Origin of the sequence: Nonomuraea deserti (assembly GCF_004348685.1) — a bacterium.
Lineage (GTDB): Bacteria > Actinomycetota > Actinomycetes > Streptosporangiales > Streptosporangiaceae > Nonomuraea > Nonomuraea deserti.
In genome coordinates, this window is the sequence record NZ_SMKO01000013.1 from 1 (window position 1) to 22,725 (window position 22,725).

A 22,725-nucleotide genomic window follows, 5' to 3' on the forward strand; every position below is an offset into this window, starting at 1 on the left:
GAGGGGCGGGACGGCGGTCGCGTACTGGTGCGTTTCGACCAGTCGCAGCGTGCGGCGCAGCACCGGCGTGCTGATCGCCCACCTGGCCGACTTGGGCACCGGGATGTAGTCGTCCTCGGCCGTGCGCGTCGTCGTGGTCGTGGTCCTGGACAGGGAGTACTGGATGAGCGCCCCGCCGTCCTCGGTGCGCAGCGCGTAGACCGGGTAGTTGTCGGCGCTGAAGATCGAGTCGTAGCTGAAGCCCTCGGTCTTGGCGTCCTCGCGGTGCGAGGCGATCTGCTCGGCCACCTCCGTCGTGTACGGCCCCTCCGCGACGAGGCCGGCGGTGACCCCGGCGGTGCCCGTCTCGGCCACGCTCGCGTGCACGGGCCCCATGAACTGCGGGCTGATCGTGACGGTCTTGTCGTCGGAGGCGACCGCGTCGGCGTAGCCGTCGGCGTCGAGTCGGATCTCCGGCAGCTTCTGCCCGGGCACGAGCCGGGCCGCGGAGCTGATGCGCCAGCGGTCGGACCTGGTGAACGTCAGGAGCGTCGGATGCCCGTCGCGGGTCGCCAGCGCGCTGAACCACGGCGACCCTTCGCCCTGCTCGAACCGCGGCACGAACAGGGTCGGCGACCCCCACGTGTAGCGGCGCGGCGCGTAGTCGGTGGACAGGTAGTCGGCCACGGTGATGCGGGTCTGCCCGCCGGCCGTGAGGTCGACGGCCAGCCCGAGGCGCCCCTGCAGGTCGCTCTTCACCCGCAGCACGTCGTCGGAGACGGTGATCTCGGCGAAGACCTCGGCCGCTTCTGTGCGCGTGACCTCCGGCTCGTCCGGCGACGGCGAGGGGGTGGTGGACGCGGCGGCGGCGGAGCTGGTGGGGGTCGACCGTGGCTGGGCATCGCTGGTGCAGGCGGTCGCCGCGGCAAGCAAGCCGGCGGCGAGCGCCAGCGCTGTCCGCCGACCATGTACACGCACCTGGCCCATGGTATTCGCGCCGGAGGCACGCCGAGGCCCCCGACACCGATCAGCCGGTCTCCAGCGCTGAACAGGGGCGCTTGGGAGGTGAAGTCCCCGGAGGAGGCTAGTGTAGGGAGACGTGGCAGGTATGGATCCGGCAGAAGAGATCAACGAGCTCGCGGGCACGCTCCGCAGCATCCAGGACGTGCTCGACCTCGACGCGATGCGCAAGCAGATCGACGAGCTCGAGCAGCAGGTTGCCGCCCCTGACCTGTGGGACGACCCCGACCTGGCACAGAAGGTGACCAGCAAGCTCTCCCACCTCCAGGGCGAGCTCAACCGCGTCGAGGGCCTGGCGCGCAGGCTCGACGACCTGACGGTCCTCTACGAGCTGGCCGCCGAGGAGAGCGACGACGACACGCGTGCCGAGGCCGACAAGGAGCTCGACACGCTGAGGTCCGACATCGGCGCCATGGAGGTCCGCACGCTGCTGTCGGGCGAGTACGACGCCCGCGAGGCGCTCGTCACGATCAACTCCCAGGCCGGTGGCGTCGACGCCGCCGACTGGGCCGAGATGTTGCTGCGGATGTATCTGCGCTGGGCCGAGCGCAAGGGCTATGCCACCGAGGTCTACGACACCTCCTACGCGGAGGAGGCCGGCATCAAGTCGGCCACGTTCACGGTCAAGGCCCCCTACGCCTACGGCACGCTGCGCGGCGAGCACGGCACCCACCGTCTCGTGCGCATCAGCCCGTTCGACAACCAGGGGCGCAGGCAGACGTCGTTCGCCGGGGTCGACGTCGTGCCGGTGGTCGAGCAGACCGACCACATCGACATCAACGAGGACGAGATCCGCGTCGACGTCTACCGTTCGAGCGGCCCGGGCGGCCAGGGCGTCAACACGACCGACTCGGCGGTGCGCATCACCCACATCCCGACCGGCATCGTCGTCTCCTGCCAGAACGAACGTTCGCAGCTCCAGAACCGCGCCACCGCCATGAACGTGCTCCAGGCCAAGCTGCTCGAGCGCAAGCGGCAGGAGGAGGCGGAGAAGATGTCGGAGTTGCGCGGCGCGTCCACCACGTCATGGGGCACGCAGATCCGCAACTACGTGCTGCACCCCTACCAGATAGTGAAGGACCTGCGCACCAACACCGAGGCGGGCAACCCGTCGGCGGTGCTCGACGGCGACCTCGACGCGTTCATCGAGTCGGAGATCCGCTGGATGCGGCGGCAGGAGTCAGAAACCGAATAGATGGTTGAGCACGAGGCTCACGAAGAGCAGCACGACGAGGAGCACGACGACGACGGCGGGTGACAGCCCGGCGAAGCCGTGCTGGTGCATGCGTTCTCTGCTGGCGCGGCAGAGGGGGCAGCGTCCCTCGATCACGGGGTGGGCGCATTGCGCGCATACGAGGTGTTCACAGCTCATGACAGCCCCAAGTCTAGCCGCACAATCGTTTTGTTTCCGTTATGGACGTTCCATGCCAGTCTTCCCTCTAGACTGTCGTCTGGCCAATCGGAACGTCGATCAACGGTAAAGAAGACGCCCCCGGTCGGCCAGTGGCGGGAAGTGGGCATATGCCACCCTCGCTTCCGTCCTGACCCCTAGACTGGCATGCCGTGATGCTCTCGTGATCCATTTCGATAATGTCATCAAGGTCTACGCGAACCAGAACCGGCCCGCTCTCGACCACGTGTCTGTTGACGTGGACAAGGGCGAGTTCGTGTTCCTCGTCGGTCCTTCGGGATCAGGCAAGTCCACGTTCCTGCGTCTGATCCTGAAGGAGGAGCGGCCGAATGGCGGCGCGATCCACGTCGCCGGGAAAGATCTGTCCCGTCTCTCCAACTTCAAGGTGCCGCACCTGCGCCGCCGCATCGGCTGCGTGTTCCAGGACTTCCGGCTGCTCCCGAACAAGAACGTCTACGAGAACGTGGCGTTCGCGCTCGAGGTCATCGGTAAACCCCGGCGGTTCATCCGTAAGGTGGTCCCCGAGGTCATCGAGCTGGTCGGCCTGGAAGGCAAGGCCCACCGCATGCCCGACGAGCTGTCCGGCGGCGAGCAGCAGCGCGTCGCCATGGCCCGAGCGTTCGTCAACCGGCCGATGATCCTGCTGGCCGACGAGCCGACGGGCAACATCGACCCCGCGACGAGCATCGGCATCATGAAGGTGCTCGACCGCATCAACAGGACTGGCACCACGGTCGTCATGGCCACGCACGACGCGGCCATCGTCGACTCCATGCGCAAGCGTGTCGTGGAGCTGGAGGACGGCAAGATCGTCCGTGACCAGTCGCGTGGCGTGTACGGCCAGGCGTACTGACAGGGAGCTGCAGACAGAACATGCGGGCGAATTTCATCTTCTCCGAGGTCTGGATCGGCCTCCGTCGCAACTTGACCATGACGATCGCGGTGATCATCACCGTGGCGGTCGGTATGGCGATGCTGGGCGTCGGCTTGATGATCAACGCCCAAGTCGGCCTGATGAAGGGCTACTGGGACGACAAGGTCGAGGTCTCCGTCTTCCTGTGTGGCAAGGGCACCGCCATGCCGGCGTGTAACGGCAAGGAAGCCACCAACGGGCAGATCAAGGCCCTTGAGACACACATCAAGAGCATCCCAGGGGTCAAGGAGGTGTACTTCGAGGACCAGACGGCGGCATACAAGAACTTCAAGGACTCCTACTCCGCCAACAAGGCTCTCGTGGACGCCGCCAAGGTCGAGGACATGCCGCAGTCGTTCCGCATCAAGCTGGTCGACCCGGACAACTACCAGCCGATCGTCCAGGCGGTGCAGGGCCAGCCCGGCGTGGCGCAGGTCCTTGACCAGAAAGAGCTGATCGGCCCGTTCTTCGTCATGCTCGACAGGCTCGCCTTCGTCGCGCTGGCGGTGGCGATCATCCTGGTGCTTGCGGCCGCCCTGCTGATCGGCAACACGGTCCGGCTGTCGGCGTTCAACAGACGCAGGGAGACCGGCATCATGCGGCTGGTCGGCGCGTCCAACCTGTACATCCAGCTCCCCTTCGTCATGGAAGGCGTCATCGCCGGCCTGATCGGCGGGGTGTTCTCGGCGATCATCCTGATCATGGCCAAGGTCTTCCTGTTCGAGGAGCTCGGCAGTTTCTTCGGCGACGCCACCTCCCAGCTCGGCTGGAACGACGTGGCCCAGACGATCACGATCACCATGGTCATCGGCGTCGTGATCTGTGTGCTGGCCTCGTTCGTGACACTCCGCCGCTACCTCAGGGTCTAGCCATGCGCGCGCGGATGGGCCGCCGCCGCTCCGGCCGCCGGTAAAGTCGAAGCATGCCACGTGAGACCGGGCGGAAGGTCATCGCCCAGAACAAACGTGCTCGGCACGACTACCACGTCGACGAGACCTTCGAGGCGGGGCTCGTGCTGCAGGGCACCGAGGTGAAGTCGCTCCGCGAGGGCCGCGCCTCGCTCGCCGACGGCTACGCCAGCATCGACGGCGGCGAAGCGTGGCTGCTCAACGTCCACATCCCCGAATACTCGCAGGGCACGTGGACCAACCACACGGCCCGCCGCAAGCGCAAGCTGCTGCTGCACCGCAAGGAGATCGACAAGCTCGCCGCCAAGACCAAGGAGGGCGGGCTGACGATCGTGCCGCTGGTGCTCTACTTCAAGGACGGCCGGGCCAAGGTCGAGATCGGCCTGGCGCGCGGTAAGAAGGATTGGGACAAACGGCACGCGCTGGCGGAGCAGCAGGCCAAGCGCGAGATGGCCCGGGCGCTGCGGCACCGTACCCGATGAGAGCGGCGGCACCGCACCGATGAGACGCGCCCGCCGCACCGCCACCGCCACCCTCACCCTGGCGGTGGCGAGCACGATGCTGACCGGCTGCTTCGAGGAGCCGTCACCGCACGACGCGGTGCGCGACTTCCTCGTGGGCTGGCAGTCGGGCGACTACGAGCTGGCGGCAGGTCGTGCCGACGGCAACCTGGCGACCGTGCGCAAGGCGCTGGCCGACGCCAAGCTGGAGCTCGACGCGGCCTCCTTCCGCTTCAAGATCACGGACGTCAGCGTGACGGGCGAGGAGTCCAAGGCCGGCTTCCACGCCGAGGTCGATCTCGGGGAGAACAACCCGCTCTGGGAATACGACGGCGTGCTCCCGCTCCACCTGGTCGACGGCGTGTGGAAGGTGCGCTGGTCACCCTCCGTGCTGCATCCGCAGCTCAAGGAGGGCCAGCGATTCGCCGTCGACACCCACCCGACGCCACGCCAGCCGGTTCTCGACAGGTCGGGAGACTCGCTGCAGACCGACACCGTCCTCTACGTCGCGGGCGTCTATCCCGCCAAGCTGGGTGGCAAGGCGGAGGAGGTCGTGGCCAAGCTGTCCGAGGTCACCGGATACGCCCAGGACCGCCTGCTGAGCCGCATCAGGTCGTCACCGCCCGACAAGTTCGTCCAGCTGGTCACGTTCGGGCGCTCGCGCTACCAGACGATGTTGCCGAAGCTCGACGCCATCTCCGGGATCGAGATCCAGCGCCAAAGCCAGCCGGTCAATCCCGACGCGCCCCGGCAGATCGTCGGCACCGTCAGCGCGCTCACGCCGGAGAGCGAGCAGAAGCTCGGCGGCCCGCAGCGGGCCGGCGACTCGGTGGGCAAGAGCGGCCTGCAGCAGGCCTACCAGGAATACCTGACGGGCTCCACGCAGACCAAGGTGATCACCCTCGACATCAAGACCGGCGAGCAGGTCGCCCTGCTGAAGGAATGGCCGGGCCGGCGCAACATCTCGGTGGAGACCACGATCGACCGCGCCGTCCAGGCGGCGGCCGAGCGGGCGGTGGCCGTCACCGAAACCAGCGCGCTGGTGGCGGTCGACCGCAACACCGGCGAGATCCGCGCGGTCGGCACCAAGAACCTGCACCAGGAGAAGCACGCGCTGGCCGGCAAGTTCCCCGCGGGCACGGCGTTCTCCATCGTGGCCGCGGACGCGCTGCTCAAGTCCGGGGTGAGCCCCAAACAGCGGCTGGCCTGCCCGCAGGAGCGCACCGTCGGCGGCGCGAAGTTCGCGAACTCCGGCGGGAGCGTCGGCATGACGCAGTCGGCCACGTTCCAGGAACACTTCGCCAAGGGGTGCGTCACCGCGCTGGCCTCGCTCGCCCGCCGGGTCACGGCCGCCGACCTCGCCAAGAGCGCCAAGGCCTACGGCATCGGGCAGCCGTGGCGGCTGCCGCTCAAGTCGTTCAGCGGCGCCCTGCCCGAGCTGGCCAGCGACGCCGACAAGGCCAGGGTCATCGCGGGCCAGAACGTCGAGGTGAGCCCGCTGAGCATGGCGCTGGTGGCCGCCGCCGTCGCCTCGGGCACCTGGCATCCGCCCGTGCTGGTCACCCACCCCAAGACGCCCGACCCCGCGGCCGAGGCCGTACCCACCGCCCAGCCCGCGCCGGCACCCCTCGATCCCAAGGTCCGCATGGCGCTGACGGCGATGATGCGGGCCGGCGCGGCCGGCACGCCCGCCCAGGCGGGCAGGGGCAGGGTCTACGGCGTGACGACGCCGGCGGCCGACGAGCACACCTGGTTCGTCGGCTGGCAGGGGGATGTGGCGATCGCGGTGCTGGCGAAGAACTACGACGCCGGCGCGGTGGCGGGCAGCTTCTTCGCGGCCCTCCGGAGCCCATGAGGGCCGGTCGGCGAGGCCTGTGAGGGCGAGCCGGCGAGGCTCGTGGGGCGGCCTCGCATGGCTCGTGGGACGGCTCCGCGAGGCCTGTGAGGGCGACCGGCGAGGCTCGTGGCGGCTCGGCGAGGCTTGCGAGGCGACTGCGTGTGAGATTTTCGTGACGGTGAGCAACCATTCGGGCGGCCGGCTGCGTCTTACTGAGTGACTGGGCTCGCTCGGGGGGTTGCGGACCCAGTCGCCGTGATGAGATCAGGACTTCATCTCGGGGGAAGTCCTGCCGTCCGGACCGGCTCGACCCTGCCGGTCGGCCCCCGGGAGCGCGTGCCACCGTGCCACGCTCCCGGGGGTTTCGCCATCAGGGAATTAAGTTGGCGCAGAGGGTGTTGTCCCATGTACATTCGTGTCGCGCAGCTCTTTCGAGAGATGTGTTGACAACTGCACAGGGGGTGACTGGCTTCGACTTTGGCCTTGCAAGCCAGGTGAAGCGGGCCGAGGACGGCGGACATAACCTCGTTAATCCTGTGACCGCAAACAACAAGTGCCAATTCCAAGAGCACTGTGGCGGCCAGGGACTCCCTGGCCCTCGCTGCCTAAGCAGCGAAACCACTGTCAGCCCGGGAGTGCCTTCGGCCCGGTGTCTGGCATCGCTAGAAGGCTCAACCGGTCGACCCGGCCACGGGGGAGATCGGGAAACCTAACAGTGGCTGAGCCCGTCGGCGACTCGCCTGCGTGACCGCCGGGGCTGAGAAAAGCACAGCAGGCTGCGCCCGGAGAAGCCCTGACTTGGGGTTGAAGGACGCGGGTTCGATTCCCGCCACCTCCACCACTGAAAATCGCCTCTTGCCTGCGGAAACATCGCAGGCAAGGGGCGGTTTCGTGTCTGTGGGGGCACCATGGGGGCACGGCCCTGCCGAGGCAGGACGTAAGCCCAGGTCAGCCAGGGTCACCCTCCGGCTGAGGTGCCGTCCTCTTCCGCCAGCACCCGCTGGGCCGTCGCGAACGCGGAGTTCGCCGCCGGCACCCCGCAGTAGACCGCCGTCTGGAGCAGCACCGCGCCGATCTCCTCGGGGGTGAGGCCGTTGCGGCGGGCCGCGCGGACGTGCATGGCCAGTTCGTCGTAGTGGCCGTGCGCGACCAGCGCGGTGAGCGTGATCATGCTGCGTTCGCGGCGTGACAGGGTCGGGTCGGTCCAGATCTCGCCCCAGGCGTAGCGGGAGATGAAGTCCTGGAAGCGGGCGGTGAAGGGGGTCTGCCGGGTCTGCGCCCGGTCGACGTGCGTGTCGCCGAGCACCTCGCGCCGTACGGCCATGCCCTGGAGGGCCCCCTGACCGAAGTGGGCGCGGAGCGCGGTCAGCACCGCCTTCGGGCACTGCGCGGGCGCCAGGTGCGAGGCGCCCGGCAGTTCCACGAGCGTCGCGCCCGGCACCGCGTCGGCGATCTCCCGCAGATGCGCGGGCGGCGTCGCGGGATCCTCACGGCCTGCGACCAGCAGGGTCGGCACGGTGACGCCGTCCAGCCGGTCCCGCAGATCGAACGCGGCGAGCGCGTCACAGCAGGCGGCGTACGCGTCCGGGTCCGCGTCCCGGTGGTCCTGCACCAGACGCGGCACGGTGAAGCCGCCGGCGAACCAGCGCGCGTCGGCGTCGTCCGCCAGCCCGGTCAGCCCCTCCCGCCGCACCAGCGCGGCCCGCTTCTCCCACGGCCCGGACCCGTTGAAGTGCGCCGACGAGCAGATCACGGCCAGTGACGACAGCCGCTCCGGACGGTGCACCGCGAGATGCAGTCCCACGGCCCCGCCCAGCGACACACCCGCGTACGCGAACCGCTCGATGCCGAGTGAGTCGGCGAGCGCCAGCACCAGAGCGGCGAGGTCGCCGACCGTCGCGCCCTCCTGGACGAGACCGGCCGCCGAACCGCCGTGACCCGGCAGATCCCAGCGCACCACCCGATGGCTGATCGACAGCTCGGGCGCTATCTCGTCCCACAGGGCGTACGACGTGCCGAGCGATGGGCCGAGCAGCAGCGGGGGAGCGGAAACGGGACCTTCGGCATGGTGGTTCAGGAGGGTCAACGTCGCTCCAGAGCACGGTCGGTGAGGGCCCCGGCGGACCCCGTGTAGTGGGTGGGATCGAGGTCGGCGTCCGCCAGCTCCGGGGCATCGGCGAGTGGTTGTCCCTCGGAGGCCAGCCGGGCCAGGAGCTCCTTGGCGCGGGCGCGGCCCAGCACCGGGGTCAGTTCGGCGGACAGCCGCTCGGAGACGATCAACCCGTGCGTGAGGTCCAGGTGTTCGCGCATGGCCCCGGGCCTGACCCGCAGCCCCTGCGCCAGTTCGGCGGCGTCCCGGGCGGCCCCGCCGACCAGCCGCAGCAGGTCCCGCAGCGGCTCCCACTCGGCGTGCCAGGCGCCGGCCGGCCGCTCGTCCTCCGCGGCCATCGCGCCGTACAGCGTGGCCGCGAGCTGCGGTGCCCGCCGCGCGGCGGAGGCGATCAGGGTGGAACGTACGGGGTTGGACTTGTGCGGCATGGCGGACGAGCCCCCGCCACTGCCCTCCACGACCTCGGCGATCTCGGTGCGCGACAGGGTGAGGACGTCCACGGCGAGTTTGCCGAGCGCACCCGCCGTGAAGACCAGGCACCCGGCGAGATCGCCGATCGGCGTCCGCAGCGTGTGCCAGGGCAACTCAGGTGCCCGCAGGCCGAGTTGTTGGGCGTACGCCTCCGGCAGCCCGGCCGGATCGCTCGCGCCGTACGCTCCGAAAGCCGCCAGCGTCCCTGCCGCACCCCCGAGTTGGGCGGGCAGCGACTCCCGTACGGCCCGCACCCGGTCCCGGGCGTCCAGTACCAGCGACCGCCACCCGGCCGCCTTCAGCCCGAACGTGGTCGGCACGGCGTGCTGGGTGAGGGTCCGCCCCGGCATCGCGGTGTCGCGGTGCTCGGTGGCCAGCCGGGACAGGGCCTGCTCGGTACGGCTGAGGTCGGCGAGGACCGGGCCGAGGGTCCGCGTGGCGACCAGCATCGTCGCCGTGTCCAAGATGTCCTGGCTGGTCGCGCCCCGGTGGACATAGGGGCCGTGCGCGTCGCCCACGGCCTTCGTCAGATCCGCGACCAGGGGGATGACGGGGTTGCCGCCCGCGCGGGCGCGTTCGGCGAGGGACCGTACGTCGAAGGCACCGGTGCCGGCCGCCTCGGTCACCGCCGTAGCCGCCTCGGCCGGGGCGAGTCCCATGGCGGCCTGGGCGCGGGTCAGCGCGGCCTCCGCGTCGAGCAGCGCCCGCAGATACGCGTGGTCGCTCGTGGTGGAGGAGGCCGCCGAGCCGGCCCATCCGGGGGCGAGCAGGCTGGTGTCGCCGGAGGCAACTGTCACTGGAACTCCAGGAAGACCGTCTCGCCTTCGCCCTGAAGACGGATGTCGAAACGGTACGTGCCGTCCTCCTCCTCCGCGGCGATAAGCGTGTCGCGGCGAGCGTCCTCCAGCCCGGACAGCAGCGGATCGGCGCCGAGCACCGCCGCGTCACCGGGCAGATAGATCCGGGTGTACAGGTGCACGAGCAGCCCGCGCGCGAAGACGCACACACTGAGGTACGGGGCGCTCCGCCCGCGAGCGCCGGGCCGCAGCGTGCGCGCGTACCAGTGGCCGTTCGCATCGGTCTGGACACGCCCCCAGCCGGTGAACTCCACGCCGTTGCGCCCGAGGAAGCCGCCCGAGGCCGGGTCGCGCCGCATCGATCCGTCGGCCGTCGGCAGGTTGCCGTCGGGGTCCGGTCCCCACAGCTCGATCAGGGCGTCCGGCAGCGGCTTGCCCGCGCCGTCGGTGACGTAGCCGTGCACGGTGACCGTGTCCGGATGCCCGAGGGGCGCGATGTCCTCGCCGCCGCGGAACGGCAGGGCGTGGCCGTAGAACGGGCCGACGGTGTGCGAGGGGGTGGGCAGCACGCTCTCCGGCCGGCGGGAGTCGATCTTCGTCATGGCTGGTCAGCGCCCTTCTTCGATCCAGGTGGCGTGCGGGCCGTCCAGCACGATGTCCCAGTGGTAGCCCATCGAGAACTCCGGCACCGACAGGCTGTGGTCGTACGTCGCGACCAGCCGCTGCCGGGCCGCGTCGTCCGTCACGGACTGGATGATCGGGTCGTAGGGGAACAGCGGGTCGCTCGGGAAGTACATCTGCGTCACGAGCCGCTGGGTGAACGCCGTGCCGAAGAGCGAGAAGTGGATGTGCGCCGGCCGCCAGGCGTTGACGTGCTGGCGCCACGGGTACGGTCCGGGCTGGACGGTGGTGAACCGGTAGTGGCCGTCGTCGTCGGTGAGGGTGCGGCCCACACCCGTGAAGTTGGGGTCGAGCGGGGCGTCGTGCTGCTCGCGCTGGTGGGCGTAGCGGCCCGCCGAGTTGGCCTGCCAGATCTCCACGAGCTGGCCGCGCACCGGGCGGCCGTCGCGGTCCAGGAGCCGCCCGGAGACGGTGATGCGCTCACCGATCGGCTCGCCGTCGTGCTGCCGGGTGAGATCGTTGTCGATCTCGGTGATGTCCCGCTCCCCGAAGGCGGGAGAGGACAGCTCCACCAGCTCCGGGTCCTTGCCGACGTCGATGGTGACGGGCGGCTGCTGGGGATGCCGGAGCATCGAGGACCGGTACGGCGCGTAGTCACGCCGCGGCTGGTGCTCGACGGGTCCTCCGTCGGCGAGCCGCTGCTCGTACGCGGCGTGCCGGGCCGCGATCTCCTGGTCGATGTCGTGCTGAGTGAGAGTCATGGTGATCCTGCGTCTCGTCAACGTTCGAGGACAAGGGCGAGGCCCTGGCCCACCCCGATACAAAGCGTCGCGACCCCTACACCGCCGCCCCGCCGGGCCAGCTGATGGGCCACCGTCCCGGCGAGCCGGGCTCCGGACGCACCCAGCGGATGTCCCAGGGCGATCGCGCCACCCAGCGGATTGAGGATCGCGGGGTCGAACTCGGGCCACTCGGCCACACACCCCAGCACCTGCGCGGCGAACGCCTCGTTCAGCTCCAGCACGGACAGGTCGCCGAACCCCCTGCCCGCCTTGGCCAGCGCCCGGTCGACTGCCTCGACTGGCGCCAGCCCGAAGTAGTGCGGGTCGGTCGCCGAGACACCCGTCGCACGGACGCGGGCGAGCGGTTCGCGGCCCGTCGCCTTCAACCCCTCGTCATCGACGAGTAGCAGGGCCGCCGCACCGTCGTTCAGCGGTGAGGCGTTGCCCGCCGTCACCGTGCCGCCCTCCGCGCGGAACGACGGCTTCAGCTTGGCCATCGCCGCCAGGGAGGCGTCCGGCCGGACGCACTCGTCGACGGCGAAGACCACCGGCTCGCCCTTGCGCTGCGGGATGGCCACGGGCGCCAGCTCGGCGTCGAACAGGCCCTCGGCCCGCGCCCGGGCGGCCTTATCGTGGCTGCGCAGCGCGAACTCGTCCTGCTGTTCCCGGCCGATCTTGTGCTTGTCCGCGATGAGTTCCGCCGACTCGCCCAGCGGGATCGTCCACTGCGGCTCCATCCGCGGGTTGACCATCCGCCAGCCGAGCGTCGTCGAGTACAGCTCGGTGTGCCCGGCAGGGAAGGGCTTGTCGCTCTTCGGCAGCACGTACGGTGCCCGGGTCATGGACTCGACACCGCCGGCCAGCGCGATGGACGCGTCGCCGAGCGCGATGGCCCGAGCCGCCTGGATCACGGCCTCCAACCCGGAGGCGCACAGCCGGTTGACCGTAACGCCCGGCACGGACGTGGGCAGACCCGCGAGCAGCGCGGCCATCCGGCCGACGTTGCGGTTCTCCTCGCCGGCCCCGTTGGCGTTGCCGAAGTACACGTCCTCGATCCGCGCCGGGTCCAGCTCCGGCGTACGGCCGAGGAGTTCGCGGACGGCATGCGCGGCCAGGTCGTCCGGGCGCACGTTCGCGAGGCCTCCGTTGTAGCGGCCGATCGGCGTGCGGACCGCGTCGACGATGTAGACGTCCTTCACTTCATGCCCTCCGGAACGGTCAGTTCGGCGCCGGTCCTGGTCACGATCTCGTCGGTGGTCACGCCCGGCGCGGTCTCGACCAGGACGAGACCGTCCTCGGCGACGTCGAGGACGCCGAGGTCGGTGATGATCCGGTTCACGCACCCCTTGCCGGTCAGCGGCAGGGCGCACTCGGTGAGGATCTTCGGCGAGCCGTCCTTGGCGGTGTGCGTCATGACGACCATGACCGTACGGGCGCCGTGCACCAGGTCCATCGCCCCGCCGATGCCGGTGATCAGCTTGCCGGGGACGGCCCAGTTGGCCAGGTCGCCCCGCTCGGACACCTGCATGGCACCGAGCACAGCCACGTCGATGTGCCCGCCCCGGACCATCGAGAAGGACAGTGCCGAGTCGAAGAAGGAGGCGCCCGGCAGCACCGTCACGGTCTCCTTCCCGGCGTTGATCAGGTCCGGGTCGACGGCGTCCTCGGTGGGGTAGGGGCCGGTGCCCAGGATGCCGTTCTCCGATTCGAGGACGACCTCGACGCCCTCGGGGAGGTGGTTCGGGATGAGCGTGGGCAGGCCGATGCCGAGGTTGACGTACTGGCCGTCCCGCAGCTCCCCGGCCGCCCGTGCGGCCATCTCCTCGCGCGTCCACGTCATCAGGACCTCACCGTCCGCTGCTCGATCTTCTTGTCCGCCGCCTGTTCCGGGGTGAGCGCGAGCACCCGCTGAACGAAGATGCCCGGCAGGTGCACCGCGTCCGGGTCGATCTCGCCGGGCTCCACCAGCTCCTCCACCTCGGCGATCGTGACCCGCCCGGCCATCGCGGAGAGGGGGTTGAAGTTGCGGGAGGACTTGTTGAAGACCAGGTTGCCGTGCCGGTCGCCGCGCGCGGCCCGGACCAGGGCGAAGTCGGTGCGGATGCCCCGCTCCAGCACGTACGCGGTGCCGTCGAACTCCCGGACCTCCTTCGGCGGCGAGGCGAGCGCGACCCCGCCCTCCCCGTCGTAGCGCCACGGCAGCCCGCCGTCGGCGACCTGGGTGCCGACGCCGGCCGGGGTGTAGAAGGCGGGGATCCCGGCGCCGCCGGCCCGCAGCCGCTCGGCCAGCGTGCCCTGCGGGATCAGCTCGACCTCCAGCTCCCCGGCCAGGTACTGCCGGGCGAACTCCTTGTTGGCGCCGATGTAGGAACCCGTGACCCGGGCGATCCGGCCCGCGGAGAGCAGGACGGCAAGCCCCGACTCCATCGCCCCGCAGTTGTTGGAGATCACCGACAGCCCGGCCACGCCGCGCTCGTACAGCGCTTCGATCAGCACGTTCGGCACACCGCTCAGCCCGAAACCGCCCACCGCGAGCGATGCGCCGTCCGGCACGTCGGCCACCGCCTCCAGGGCTGTGGCGACCACCTTGTCCATCCGAGGAGCCCCATCTCTTCCGAGTGACCCGACCAGATTAATCAGGGCACTGAGTATTTTTGCGAGGTGTCCCTCACCCTGCCATCGGGACAGTGGGGCGTCAAGGCCTCGGCATACGTGCCTGCGATCCCTTGCGCGGGCTACAGACAGCCCTCGCAGCTTTGCGTATTGTTCAGTGCACCATCGAAAACGACCGAGGGGTGCTCATGGCGGCCGCGGACCTCACCACCCACCCCGGGCACCTGGCCCGGCGACTCCAGCAGGCGCACTACCTGCTGTGGAACGCGATGGTCTCCGAGGAGGTCACCTCGCCCCAGTTCGCGGTCCTCAACACACTCGTCGCCGAGCCCGGCCTGGACCAGCGCACGGTGGGGGAGCGGGTGGGGCTCGACCGGTCCACCATCGCCGAGGTGATCAGCCGACTCGGCAGGCGCGGCCTGCTCGACAAGGTCCGTGACCCCCAGGACGGCCGCCGCTCCCTGCTGCACCTCACGGACGAGGGGGCGCGCACGCATCGCAGGCTGACCGTGCGCACCGCCCGGATGAACCAGGTGTTCCTCGCTCCGCTGACCGCCGACGAACGGACGGTCTTCTTCGACCTCATCCGGCGGGTCGCGGACGCGGCCGAGGGGCTCCGCAATCCCGAGGAGCCCATTGACTGAGTGGTCGTACGTCAGGCGCGGGCTCCGCCCCGGCCCCGGGCGGCGTGGCGGGCTGCCAGGTATCCGAAGGTCAGGCCCGCGCCGATCTGACAGCCCGCTCCGGGGTATTCGGACGCCATGATCGAGTTCGCGTCGTTGCCGCAGGCGTACAGCCCGGGGACCGGTTCGCCTTCCTCGTCGAGGACTTGGGCGTCGGTGTTGGTCCGCAGGCCGAGTGCGGTGGCCAGCGGGGTGGGGACGACGGCGATCGCGTAGAACGGCGCTTTCTCGATCGGGCCGAGGTTGACGTTGGGCGTGTGGGCGGGGTCTCCGTACTGGTGGCCGAAGGGACTGCGCCCCTTGCCGAACTCCTCGTCGATCCCGGTGCGGGCGGAGCGGTTGTTGTCGGACACGGTGCGTTCCAGGCCGTCGGCGTCGACGCCGACGGCGGCCGCGAGTTCGCGGACCGTGCGGCCGGTGTACAGGTAGCCGGCATCGACGTACCGCTTGAGTCTGGCCCTGGGCAGGTGCGGGCGGACCATGCCGAGCCCGTAAACGGCCAGCTTGGCGGAGTCGATCACGAGCCAGGCCGGGACGGTCGGCACGAACTTGTGCGAGTCGTACATCGCGCGGGTGAAGCGGTGGTAGGAGACCGACTCGTCGACGAACCGGCGTCCGGCGGCGTTGACGGCGACGATGCCGGGCTTGGCCCGGTCCCAGATGTGCGGGAAGACCGCCGTGGAACCGTCCGGGCGGCGGCCGACGGAGCTGGGGAACCACAGGGCGTTGTCGTCCCTCGGGTCGCCGAGCGCCCCGCCTACGGCGCGGGCGAGGGCTAGGGTGTCGCCGGTGGCGCCCTCGCCGGCGCGGGTGAACTGCGGGGTCGGCCGTGGCAGGTACTGGGCGCGCAGTTCCGGGCTGGCGGAGAACCCGCCGGCGGCCAGGACGACGCCGCGGCGGGCCGCGACGCGGACCGTACGGCCCCGGTGCGAGACGACCGCGCCCACGACGCGGCCGGTGCGGTCGGTGACCAGTTCGGTGGTGCGCGCGGTGAACCACACGGCGCCGGAGCGCTGCAGGAGCTTGTGGTACAGGTTCGCCACGAGCGCGTTGCCCATGGCCAGGCGGGTGCCGCGCGGGTAGGTGAGCCGGTCCGCGGCCCAGCGGACGCCGAGGCGCGCGGCGACGGCCATGCCGCGCACCGAGCCGTCGAAGACGGTCAGGAGTTGGTTGACCTCGGGGCGGCGCACCATGAGCGTTCCGTGGAAGAGCGAGAACTCCGGCACCGGGCGGCGGATCCTGCCGAAGCGGGCCTTGCCGAGCTTGCGGCCGTCGAAGGTGTGGGGTTCCAGGGCGCGGCCGGTCCCGGATCCGGTGATCTCCGGGTGGTAGTCGACGACGGTCTTGGAGTGCCAGAACCTGACGCCGATCCGGTCCAGGTAGTCGACCATGGCGGGGCCGTGCGCGAGATAGGCCTCTCGCAGTTCGCGCGGGGCGCGGTCGCCGACCAGGGAGTCGAGGTAGCCGCTCGCGGCGGCGGTGTCCGCGGCGGCGTCGTCCTGATACCGGTGTCCGGGGATCCAGCAGGTGCCAGCGGAGTAGGCGGTGGTGCCGCCGAGCCACTCGGTCTTCTCCAGCACCAGCACGGACAGGCCCTCCTGAGCGCCGACGACCGCCGCGCCCATGCCGCCCGCGCCGGAACCGAGGACGAGGAGATCGACCTCGTGCTGCCAGGTTGCGTCGTTGTCAGTCATGAAGCTGTTCCGTCTAGTGGGTGGGGAGAGCCGGCCGAGGCGCCCGCACGCGGTGGGCCGCGACGTTCGGGCCGGGCAGGTGGCGTGCCGGGACGGGTGCGTCAGGCACGGGCGTTCACCGCGGTCAGGGTGGCGCGCAGGCCCTGGAGGTTGCGGCGCGCGTACTCGAGCGGGGTGAGGCGGGACTGCAGGGCGGCGTGGGGGAAGAAGCCGTAGTACTCGAGGGTGCTTCCCAGGAAGCCCGAGATCGCGGCCTTCCTGGGATGGTTGATGGTTCCGGAGGTACTGGCCGAGTGGGGGGCCGATGTCGTGGCGGACATGGGCGCTCCTTTCGATCCGGCGTCGTTGATGGAGACCCGGCCCCGGGCTGTGGTGCTCGAGCGGGGTCCGTTGTGGGTGTCAACAGAGAGTCGCAGGACCGAATGTGGCCTGTCCAATACTTGATTTCGCTCACACTTTGTGTGGGTGGCACATAATTACGTCTCCGGCGTGGGCAGCACCTCCTCCGCCACCTCAAGTACCGCGCGCAGCACGGGCGAAGGGTTGTCCTCCCGCCACGCCAGGGCGTGGTCCACGTAGGTCGGCTCGTCGCGCAGCGGCACGAACACCGCGGCCGAGGACATGATCCCCGCGACGCTCGACGGCACCAACGCGACACCGACGCCGGCCGACACCAGGGTCAGGATCATGTACGCGTCGGTGATCTCCTGGACCACCCGGGGGCGGAAACCGGCCGTGACGCAGGCGCGCAGCGTCGACTCCTGCAGCGCGGAGCCGGCCGCGGCCGGCGGGGTGATGAACCCGTCCTCGGCCAGGTCGACCAGGGAGATCGCCTTCTGGCCGGCCAGCGGATGGTCGATCGACAACGCCGCGCCGATCGGTTCGCGGCCGATCAGCCGCGTGCGCACCGGGGAGTGGCTGATGGGCAGGCCGACGAAGGCGAGGTCCAGGCCACCCTGCTCCAGTTGCTCGACCCCCTCCCTGGTCATGACGCGTGCGGTCAGCGACAGTGTGACCTCGGGATAGCGCTGACGGACCGCGCGGGTCAGCGGCGGCAGCGTGAGGTGATTGAGGGCGCCGAAGAACCCTATGGAGACGGTCCCGTACACCTCCCCCGCGGTGGCCCGTGTCGACTGACGCCCGAGCTCCAACTCCTCGAAGACGCGATGGGCGTGCGGCAGGAACGCCTGGCCCGCCGGGGTGAGTGCGACGCTGCGGGTGCTGCGGTCGAACAGCCTGACCCCGAGATCCTTCTCCAGCCTGCGAATGGTCTGGCTCAGCGGCGACTGGGCCAGCCTGAGGCGCGCGGCGGCACGGCCGAAGTGCAACTCCTCGGCGACGGCGATGAACGCCTCGAGCCAGCGGATCTCCATGAGCACAACCTCTCCGGTCACGGGGGTTGCGCTGCCTCGCACCCCGCATATAGACACTCATGAGCACAGTGAGCGCATGTTTGAGATGCGATATTACATAGCCCCGGACGGTGCGGCACGGAGACCGGGCAGATCACCTCTCCCGCCCCCGGCGCCGCCCTCACCACGGGCAAGCCGGTCACGGTCAAGGCGACCGTCACGGACGCCTGCTCCGCCACCCTGACCCTGCGCGCGCAGCTCCCAGCTGTGAAGTCTTGTCAGTGTTCCTACAGTCACGTATGGAATGTCCATACGCCATCTTCAGCAAGCCGAAGCGATCAGCCGGTGCCACACCGCAAGCCCGTCGACCCCTGATGGTGAAGCCCAGCAGCACCACAGCGGTCCGGCGGAGCGCCGGTCAAGCGCCGCGCGGACGTTCCATGTGCAGCACCGATTCGATTCGTTCACTGGCGAGCCGCAGTGTGCGGAGACCGGCGTCGACGAGCTCGGCCGAAGTGAACCGGCTCGTGTGGCTCGACACGTTGATCGCCGCAACGGTGGCGCCCGATGCGTCGCGGATCGGAACGGCGAGCGAGAGCAGGCCCACCTCGAGTTCCTGATCGACGACGGCCCATCCCTGGCGCCGTATCCGCGCGAGCTCTCGCCGCAGGCGTGACCGGTCCGTCACGGTGAGAGCGGTATAAGGCGCGAAAGACGCCGAAGTCAGATATCGGTCGAGCCAGTCCTCCGGCCGGGCCGATAGCAGGACCCTGCCCAGCGCCGTCGGGTACGCCGGCAGCCTGCTCCCGACCGACAAGGTGAGTGACATGAGTCGCCCAACCGGCACCCGTGCAACGTATACGATCTCGTCGCCGTCGAGCACCGCCATCGAGACCGATTCGTCGAGGAGCCGGCTCACCTCGGCGAAGTGGGGCTGTGCGATCTCCGGGAGGGCGAGGCTCGCCAGGTAGGCGTTTCCGATCTCGAGCACCCTGGGGTGCAACGCGTAGGCAGCGCGCTCGGTGCGCACGTATCCACGCAGGACCAGCGAGTGCAGGAGCCGACGCGCGCCCGACCTGTCGAGGCCGGTGGCCCGTGCGACCTCGCTGAGCGTCAGCGGCGATCGATCGAGCTCGAACGACAACAGGACTGCAAGACCCCGCTCGAGGGAGGTCAACACGTTGTTCTCGGGGCCGGATCCGTGGTCCACCGTCATCCTCGCGTTCGCGCCTCACGCGCTGTGATTTTGGTCAACTTGAGTGCTTCCGCCGTCGGCATCCCTCACTCCGGCCTCCGTACGAATGCTCGGATAGGGAGCGGAACGTGGGCGGTGAGGTCGCGCTCCAGCTCGTCGGCGGCCGCGAGCAGGTGCGGCAGGATTCCGGTGGTCAGGGTCGGCACGTCGACCCTGCTGACGTTCGTAGCGAGGGAGATCGCGGCGAGGACCGTGCCAGTGCGGCTTCGCACTGGCACGGCGACCTCGCGGACGCCCAGCTCGAGTTCCTGGTCCACCAATGCCCAGCCCTGCCGGCGCACCTCGTCGATGCGTCGTACGAGCTCGTCGACGTCGGTGACCGTCCGGTCGTTGTAGCCCTTCAGTCGCAGCCCATGCAGATAGGGCCGCAGCTGCACCTCGTCCACATCGGACAGCAGCACCCGCCCCAGCGCCGAGGCGAAGGCGGGCACCCGACTACCCGGGGCGAGGGAGATCGACAGGGCTTGACGGACGGCGGCCCTGGCGACGCACACGGCGGCGTCTCCGTCCAGCACGCCCAGCGAGCACGATTGGCCGCTCGATTCCGCGACTTGCTCGAGGTACGGCTGCGCGAGCTCGGAAAAGTCCCGGGCAGCGAGCGCCGCGTAGCCCAGGTCGAGCACCTTGGCGGTGAGCCGGTAGCGCGTGCCGACGGCCTCGAGGTACCCGAGGGCTTGGAGGGTGCGCACCACCCGTCGCACCGATGTCCGGTCGAGGCCGGTCTCGGCCGCGATCTCGCTCGTGCTCTGCGCGTGCCTCGTGCGTGAGAAGCTCGTCAGGACGTCCAAGCCTCGGTCGAACGTGCGCACGGCGGGGCCGAGCCGTTCCCCGGTCGAATCGATCGAATTCACGACACCTCCAGTCGAGATCTTACGAGCACAGCTGTCGTCGCACGAGCCGGTCCGGACGCGGCCCCTCAACCGTCACCGTCCTGGGCACGGTCGTCGGCTTGGTGCTCATCACAGGTCCTCCCTTCCGGCTGGTCAGCGGCCTTGACAGCCCGCTCGTCGAAGTCGTACGGTCACCCAGAGAATGGCTGTTCGCATACTGCCCACTCTAGCGGTCAGGGGTCGGTCCCGATCCGCTGCCTGCCGCAGCCGGTACCCCCGCCTGTCCCCGCCCCACTGCGCACAGTGCCGCCGGGCTGGAGAAGGAGACAACGATGCCCCCACCGTCACCGGTTCGTTCCCCCCGCCGGAAGCGGCGGATCCGGCCGGCCGCGCTCCTGCGCCGGTTCGTCGCCGTCGCCGCAGCGGCGACCCTGGCCGGGTGCGGGGCCTCGGCCGGCCCGAGCACGAACGAGCACGGCACGACGACCATCAAGGTCGGTGTCATCCCGTCCGCGATGGTCGCCCCGCTGTACCTCGGCATCTCCAAGGGAATCTTCGAGAAGGCCGGTCTGAAGATCGAGCCGCAACAGGCGGAGGGCGGGGCCGCACTGTTGCCGGCGCTGCTGAACAACCAGACGCAGGTCGCCTACTCGAACGTGGTCTCCCTGATGCTGGCGCAGCAGCAAGGGCTGCCCGTGCAGGTCGTGGCGAACGGGGCGCTGCAGGTGGCTCCGGGCAGCGGGCCGCAGACCGGCCGCACCAACGAGGCGGTCGTGGTCGCACCCGGCAGCCCCATCAAATCCGCCAAGGACCTGAACGGCAAGACGGTCGCGGTGAACACCCTGAAGAACGTCGAGGAGGTGCTGACCAAGTACTCCATCGATAAGGCCGGCGGCGATTCCTCCACCGTGCGGCTGATCGAGATGCCGACCTCGCAGATGCTGCCGGCCCTGGAGCAGGGCCGGATCGACGCGGCCAACGTCATCGAGCCCTACACGACCGTGGCCATCGACGCCGGGGCACAGATTCTGTTGCGCCCGTTCACCGACATGCCCGACCCTGCGGCGAACATCCCGGTCTACTTCGCGTCCGCCCAGTTCATGCAGCAGGAACCCGAACTGATGCAGCGGTTCACGACGGCGATGAACGAGGCGCTCGACTACGCCCAGGCGCACTCCAAGGAGGCACGCGACGTGGTCCGCACCTACACGAAGATCGAACCGGATCTGGTCGAGCGGATGGTCCTGCCGCACTGGACACCGAAGCTGAACGTCGAGTCGATCAAGATGATCGGCGATCTCTCCGTGCAGTACGGCCTGCTCAGCGGTCCACCGGACCTCGACAGGCTGCTCGGCACGACCCCGCGCCTGTGAGCGGCGGGGGGAGGGCTCGCGCGGGCCGGCGATGGTTGTGGCCACTCGCGTCGGCGGTGCTCGCGCTGGCGGTGCTGCAGCTGGCCGTCGTGGCGGGCGCCCTGCCGTCCCGCTACTTCCCGGACGTTCCCGAGCTGCTGAGCGCGTTCGGCGCCGCCCTCGGAACCGGGGTGTTCTGGACGGCGGTCCTCGACACCGCCGGGTGCGCCGCAGCGGGGCTCGCACTCGCGGCGTTGATCGCGGTGCCGACGGGAGTGTTCGTGGGGAGGAGCGGCGTGCTGTTCCACGCGACGAGGTTCATCATCGAGTTCCTCCGGCCGATCCCGGTCGTGGCGATCATTCCGCTGGTCGTGCTGCTCTACGGCACGGGGTTCGAGGCGACGCTTTTCCTGGTCGTGTTCGCGGCGGTCTTCCCGATCCTCCTGCAGACCGTTTACGGCGTCCGGGACACCGACCCGGTCGCGCTCGCCACCGCGCGCTCGTACCGGCTCGGTCGGCTCCGGGAGTTCCTCGTGGTCGTGCTGCCGAGCGCCCTGCCATTCGTGGTCACCGGGCTGCGGATCTCCGCCTCGCTGGCGCTGCTGGTCGCCCTGTCGGCGGAGATCGTCATCGGTGCGCCCGGACTGGGGCAGCAGATCGTGCTCGCACAGAGCGGGAACGCCACTGCGCAGATGTACGCGCTCATCCTCGCGACCGGCCTGGTCGGCGTCCTCTTCAACGGGCTGCTCGCCAGGGCGGCCGGGATGGCGGCGCCATGGGCGGCGCAACGACGGGGGGACGAATCGTGAGCCGCCGGCGTGGGCTGCTGATCGGGCTGGAGATCGGCGTGCCGCTCGCGGCCGTCGCGACGTGGTGGGCGCTGTCGAGCAGCAGCAGATCCCTCTACTTCCCGCCGCTGCAGCAGATCATGGAGCGGTTCTGGGTCAACTGGGCCCAGGAGCGGCTGGCCACCGACGTCGCGCCCAGCCTCGGCCGGCTCGGCGCCGGGTACGCCATCGCCGTCGTCGCCGGCGTGGCGCTCGGCGTCGTGCTCGGCCTGTCCCCGTGGGCGCGGAAGCTGGCCGACCCGCTCGTCGGCTTCCTCCGATCGATCCCCTCCGCGGCGCTGCTGCCGTTCGCCATCCTGGTGTTCGGCGTGGGCGACGAGATGAAGGTGTTCATCATCGCCTTCGTCTCGCTGTGGCCGATCCTGCTCAACACGGTCGACGGCGTCGACGACGCCGACCCGGTGATGCTGCAGTCGACCCGGATCTACGGGATCCGCGGCGCACGACGGCTGTTCCGCGTGGTGCTCCCGGCAGCAGGCCCACGGATCGCCGCCGGCATGCGGACCAGCCTGTCCCTGGCGATCATCGTGATGATCATCAGCGAGATGGTGGCCAGCACCAGCGGGATCGGCCACTTCACCCTCCAGGCGCAGCGCAGCTTCCAGATCACCGACATGTGGTCCGGGATCGTCCTGCTCGGAGTGCTCGGATATCTGCTGAACCTCGCCTTCCTGCTGTTCGAACGGTGGCTGCTGCGCTGGTACCAGGCGAGCCGCGGGATGCGGACGTGATGACACCTCCAGGAGAAC

Annotated in this window: 22 protein-coding genes and 1 other RNA gene; 10 read left to right on the forward strand and 13 right to left on the reverse strand. The window is 69.9% G+C overall.

Going from position 1 to position 22,725, the window contains the following annotated elements:
- On the reverse strand, positions 1-957 hold a 957-nt coding region (locus E1292_RS08010), incomplete at its 3' end, for a DUF8094 domain-containing protein (protein ID WP_132593596.1).
- 121 nt (positions 958-1,078) lie between these two features.
- On the opposite strand from E1292_RS08010, the gene prfB reads away from it, so the two are divergent.
- The 6 genes from prfB to ssrA all read left to right on the forward strand — a co-directional run bounded on the left by prfB (position 1,079) and on the right by ssrA (position 7,409).
- Entirely contained in the window at positions 1,079-2,194 is a 1,116-nt protein-coding gene (prfB, locus tag E1292_RS08015; protein WP_132593598.1) for a peptide chain release factor 2, read from the forward strand.
- A gap of 379 nt (positions 2,195-2,573) precedes the next feature.
- A complete protein-coding gene (gene ftsE, locus E1292_RS08025; protein ID WP_132333661.1) occupies positions 2,574-3,263 on the forward strand; it encodes a cell division ATP-binding protein FtsE in 690 nt (229 codons plus the stop codon).
- Between the two features lie 20 nt (positions 3,264-3,283).
- Positions 3,284-4,192: a permease-like cell division protein FtsX gene (gene ftsX / locus E1292_RS08030; RefSeq protein ID WP_132593602.1), complete on the forward strand. Its 909-nt coding sequence runs from the start codon at positions 3,284-3,286 to the stop codon at positions 4,190-4,192.
- 53 nt (positions 4,193-4,245) lie between these two features.
- Positions 4,246-4,713 carry an SsrA-binding protein SmpB gene (smpB, locus tag E1292_RS08035; protein WP_132593604.1) on the forward strand — a complete coding sequence of 156 codons (468 nt, stop codon included), beginning with the start codon at positions 4,246-4,248 and terminating at the stop codon, positions 4,711-4,713.
- Positions 4,714-4,732: 19 nt separating this feature from the next.
- Entirely contained in the window at positions 4,733-6,586 is a 1,854-nt protein-coding gene (locus E1292_RS08040) for a penicillin-binding transpeptidase domain-containing protein (RefSeq protein WP_132593606.1), read from the forward strand.
- A 439-nt stretch (positions 6,587-7,025) separates the two neighbouring features.
- Positions 7,026-7,409, forward strand: a transfer-messenger RNA (tmRNA) gene (ssrA, locus tag E1292_RS08045).
- Positions 7,410-7,526: 117 nt separating this feature from the next.
- On the opposite strand, the gene pcaDC is transcribed toward ssrA, so the two are convergent.
- From pcaDC to E1292_RS08080, 7 genes are read right to left on the reverse strand one after another with little or no spacing between them, the layout of a single operon-like run.
- Positions 7,527-8,654: a bifunctional 3-oxoadipate enol-lactonase/4-carboxymuconolactone decarboxylase PcaDC gene (gene pcaDC, locus E1292_RS08050; protein ID WP_132593608.1), complete on the reverse strand. Its 1,128-nt coding sequence runs from the start codon at positions 8,652-8,654 to the stop codon at positions 7,527-7,529.
- Positions 8,651-9,946, reverse strand: coding sequence for a 3-carboxy-cis,cis-muconate cycloisomerase (gene pcaB, locus E1292_RS08055; protein ID WP_132593610.1), 1,296 nt, complete (start codon positions 9,944-9,946; stop codon positions 8,651-8,653). The genes pcaDC and pcaB overlap by 4 nt, the downstream gene beginning before the upstream one ends.
- The gene (gene pcaG / locus E1292_RS08060; RefSeq protein WP_132593612.1) at positions 9,943-10,548 is read right to left on the reverse strand and encodes a protocatechuate 3,4-dioxygenase subunit alpha; all 606 of its coding nucleotides are present in this window, start codon (positions 10,546-10,548) and stop codon (positions 9,943-9,945) included. The genes pcaB and pcaG overlap by 4 nt, the downstream gene beginning before the upstream one ends.
- Before the next feature lie 6 nt (positions 10,549-10,554).
- Positions 10,555-11,328 carry a protocatechuate 3,4-dioxygenase subunit beta gene (gene pcaH, locus E1292_RS08065; protein WP_132593614.1) on the reverse strand — a complete coding sequence of 258 codons (774 nt, stop codon included), beginning with the start codon at positions 11,326-11,328 and terminating at the stop codon, positions 10,555-10,557.
- 17 nt (positions 11,329-11,345) lie between these two features.
- On the reverse strand, positions 11,346-12,548 hold the full coding sequence (locus tag E1292_RS08070; protein ID WP_132593616.1) for a thiolase family protein: 1,203 nt from the start codon (positions 12,546-12,548) through the stop codon (positions 11,346-11,348).
- Entirely contained in the window at positions 12,545-13,189 is a 645-nt protein-coding gene (locus E1292_RS08075) for a CoA transferase subunit B (RefSeq protein WP_132593618.1), read from the reverse strand. Before E1292_RS08075 ends, E1292_RS08070 begins: the two co-directional genes overlap by 4 nt.
- The gene (locus tag E1292_RS08080) at positions 13,189-13,944 is read right to left on the reverse strand and encodes a CoA transferase subunit A (protein WP_132593620.1); all 756 of its coding nucleotides are present in this window, start codon (positions 13,942-13,944) and stop codon (positions 13,189-13,191) included. The genes E1292_RS08075 and E1292_RS08080 overlap by 1 nt, the downstream gene beginning before the upstream one ends.
- Positions 13,945-14,150: 206 nt before the next feature.
- On the opposite strand from E1292_RS08080, the gene E1292_RS08085 reads away from it, so the two are divergent.
- Positions 14,151-14,606, forward strand: a complete 456-nt coding sequence (locus E1292_RS08085) for a MarR family winged helix-turn-helix transcriptional regulator (RefSeq protein WP_132593622.1) — start codon at positions 14,151-14,153, stop codon at positions 14,604-14,606.
- 11 nt (positions 14,607-14,617) lie between these two features.
- Here E1292_RS08085 and E1292_RS08090 read toward each other — a convergent pair whose 3' ends face one another.
- The 5 genes from E1292_RS08090 to E1292_RS08110 form a co-directional block, all read right to left on the reverse strand.
- Positions 14,618-16,339, reverse strand: coding sequence for an FAD-binding protein (locus E1292_RS08090; protein ID WP_132593624.1), 1,722 nt, complete (start codon positions 16,337-16,339; stop codon positions 14,618-14,620).
- Positions 16,340-16,440: 101 nt separating this feature from the next.
- Positions 16,441-16,659, reverse strand: a complete 219-nt coding sequence (locus E1292_RS08095; RefSeq protein WP_132593626.1) for a hypothetical protein — start codon at positions 16,657-16,659, stop codon at positions 16,441-16,443.
- A gap of 156 nt (positions 16,660-16,815) precedes the next feature.
- Positions 16,816-17,733 (reverse strand): LysR family transcriptional regulator, encoded by a 918-nt coding sequence (locus tag E1292_RS08100; RefSeq protein ID WP_246089994.1) that lies wholly within the window; start codon positions 17,731-17,733, stop codon positions 16,816-16,818.
- A gap of 376 nt (positions 17,734-18,109) precedes the next feature.
- On the reverse strand, positions 18,110-18,907 hold the full coding sequence (locus E1292_RS08105; protein ID WP_132593628.1) for an IclR family transcriptional regulator domain-containing protein: 798 nt from the start codon (positions 18,905-18,907) through the stop codon (positions 18,110-18,112).
- 65 nt (positions 18,908-18,972) lie between these two features.
- Positions 18,973-19,797 carry an IclR family transcriptional regulator domain-containing protein gene (locus E1292_RS08110; RefSeq protein WP_165974440.1) on the reverse strand — a complete coding sequence of 275 codons (825 nt, stop codon included), beginning with the start codon at positions 19,795-19,797 and terminating at the stop codon, positions 18,973-18,975.
- A 311-nt stretch (positions 19,798-20,108) separates the two neighbouring features.
- Between E1292_RS08110 and E1292_RS08115 the strand changes: the two genes are divergently transcribed.
- The 3 genes from E1292_RS08115 to E1292_RS08125 are packed head-to-tail and all read left to right on the forward strand — an operon-like array spanning position 20,109 to position 22,707.
- Positions 20,109-21,149 (forward strand): ABC transporter substrate-binding protein, encoded by a 1,041-nt coding sequence (locus E1292_RS08115; protein ID WP_132593632.1) that lies wholly within the window; start codon positions 20,109-20,111, stop codon positions 21,147-21,149.
- A 56-nt stretch (positions 21,150-21,205) separates the two neighbouring features.
- Entirely contained in the window at positions 21,206-21,937 is a 732-nt protein-coding gene (locus E1292_RS08120; protein ID WP_165974441.1) for an ABC transporter permease, read from the forward strand.
- The gene (locus E1292_RS08125; protein WP_220446728.1) at positions 21,934-22,707 is read left to right on the forward strand and encodes an ABC transporter permease; all 774 of its coding nucleotides are present in this window, start codon (positions 21,934-21,936) and stop codon (positions 22,705-22,707) included. The genes E1292_RS08120 and E1292_RS08125 overlap by 4 nt, the downstream gene beginning before the upstream one ends.
- Positions 22,708-22,725 lie beyond the last annotated feature (18 nt).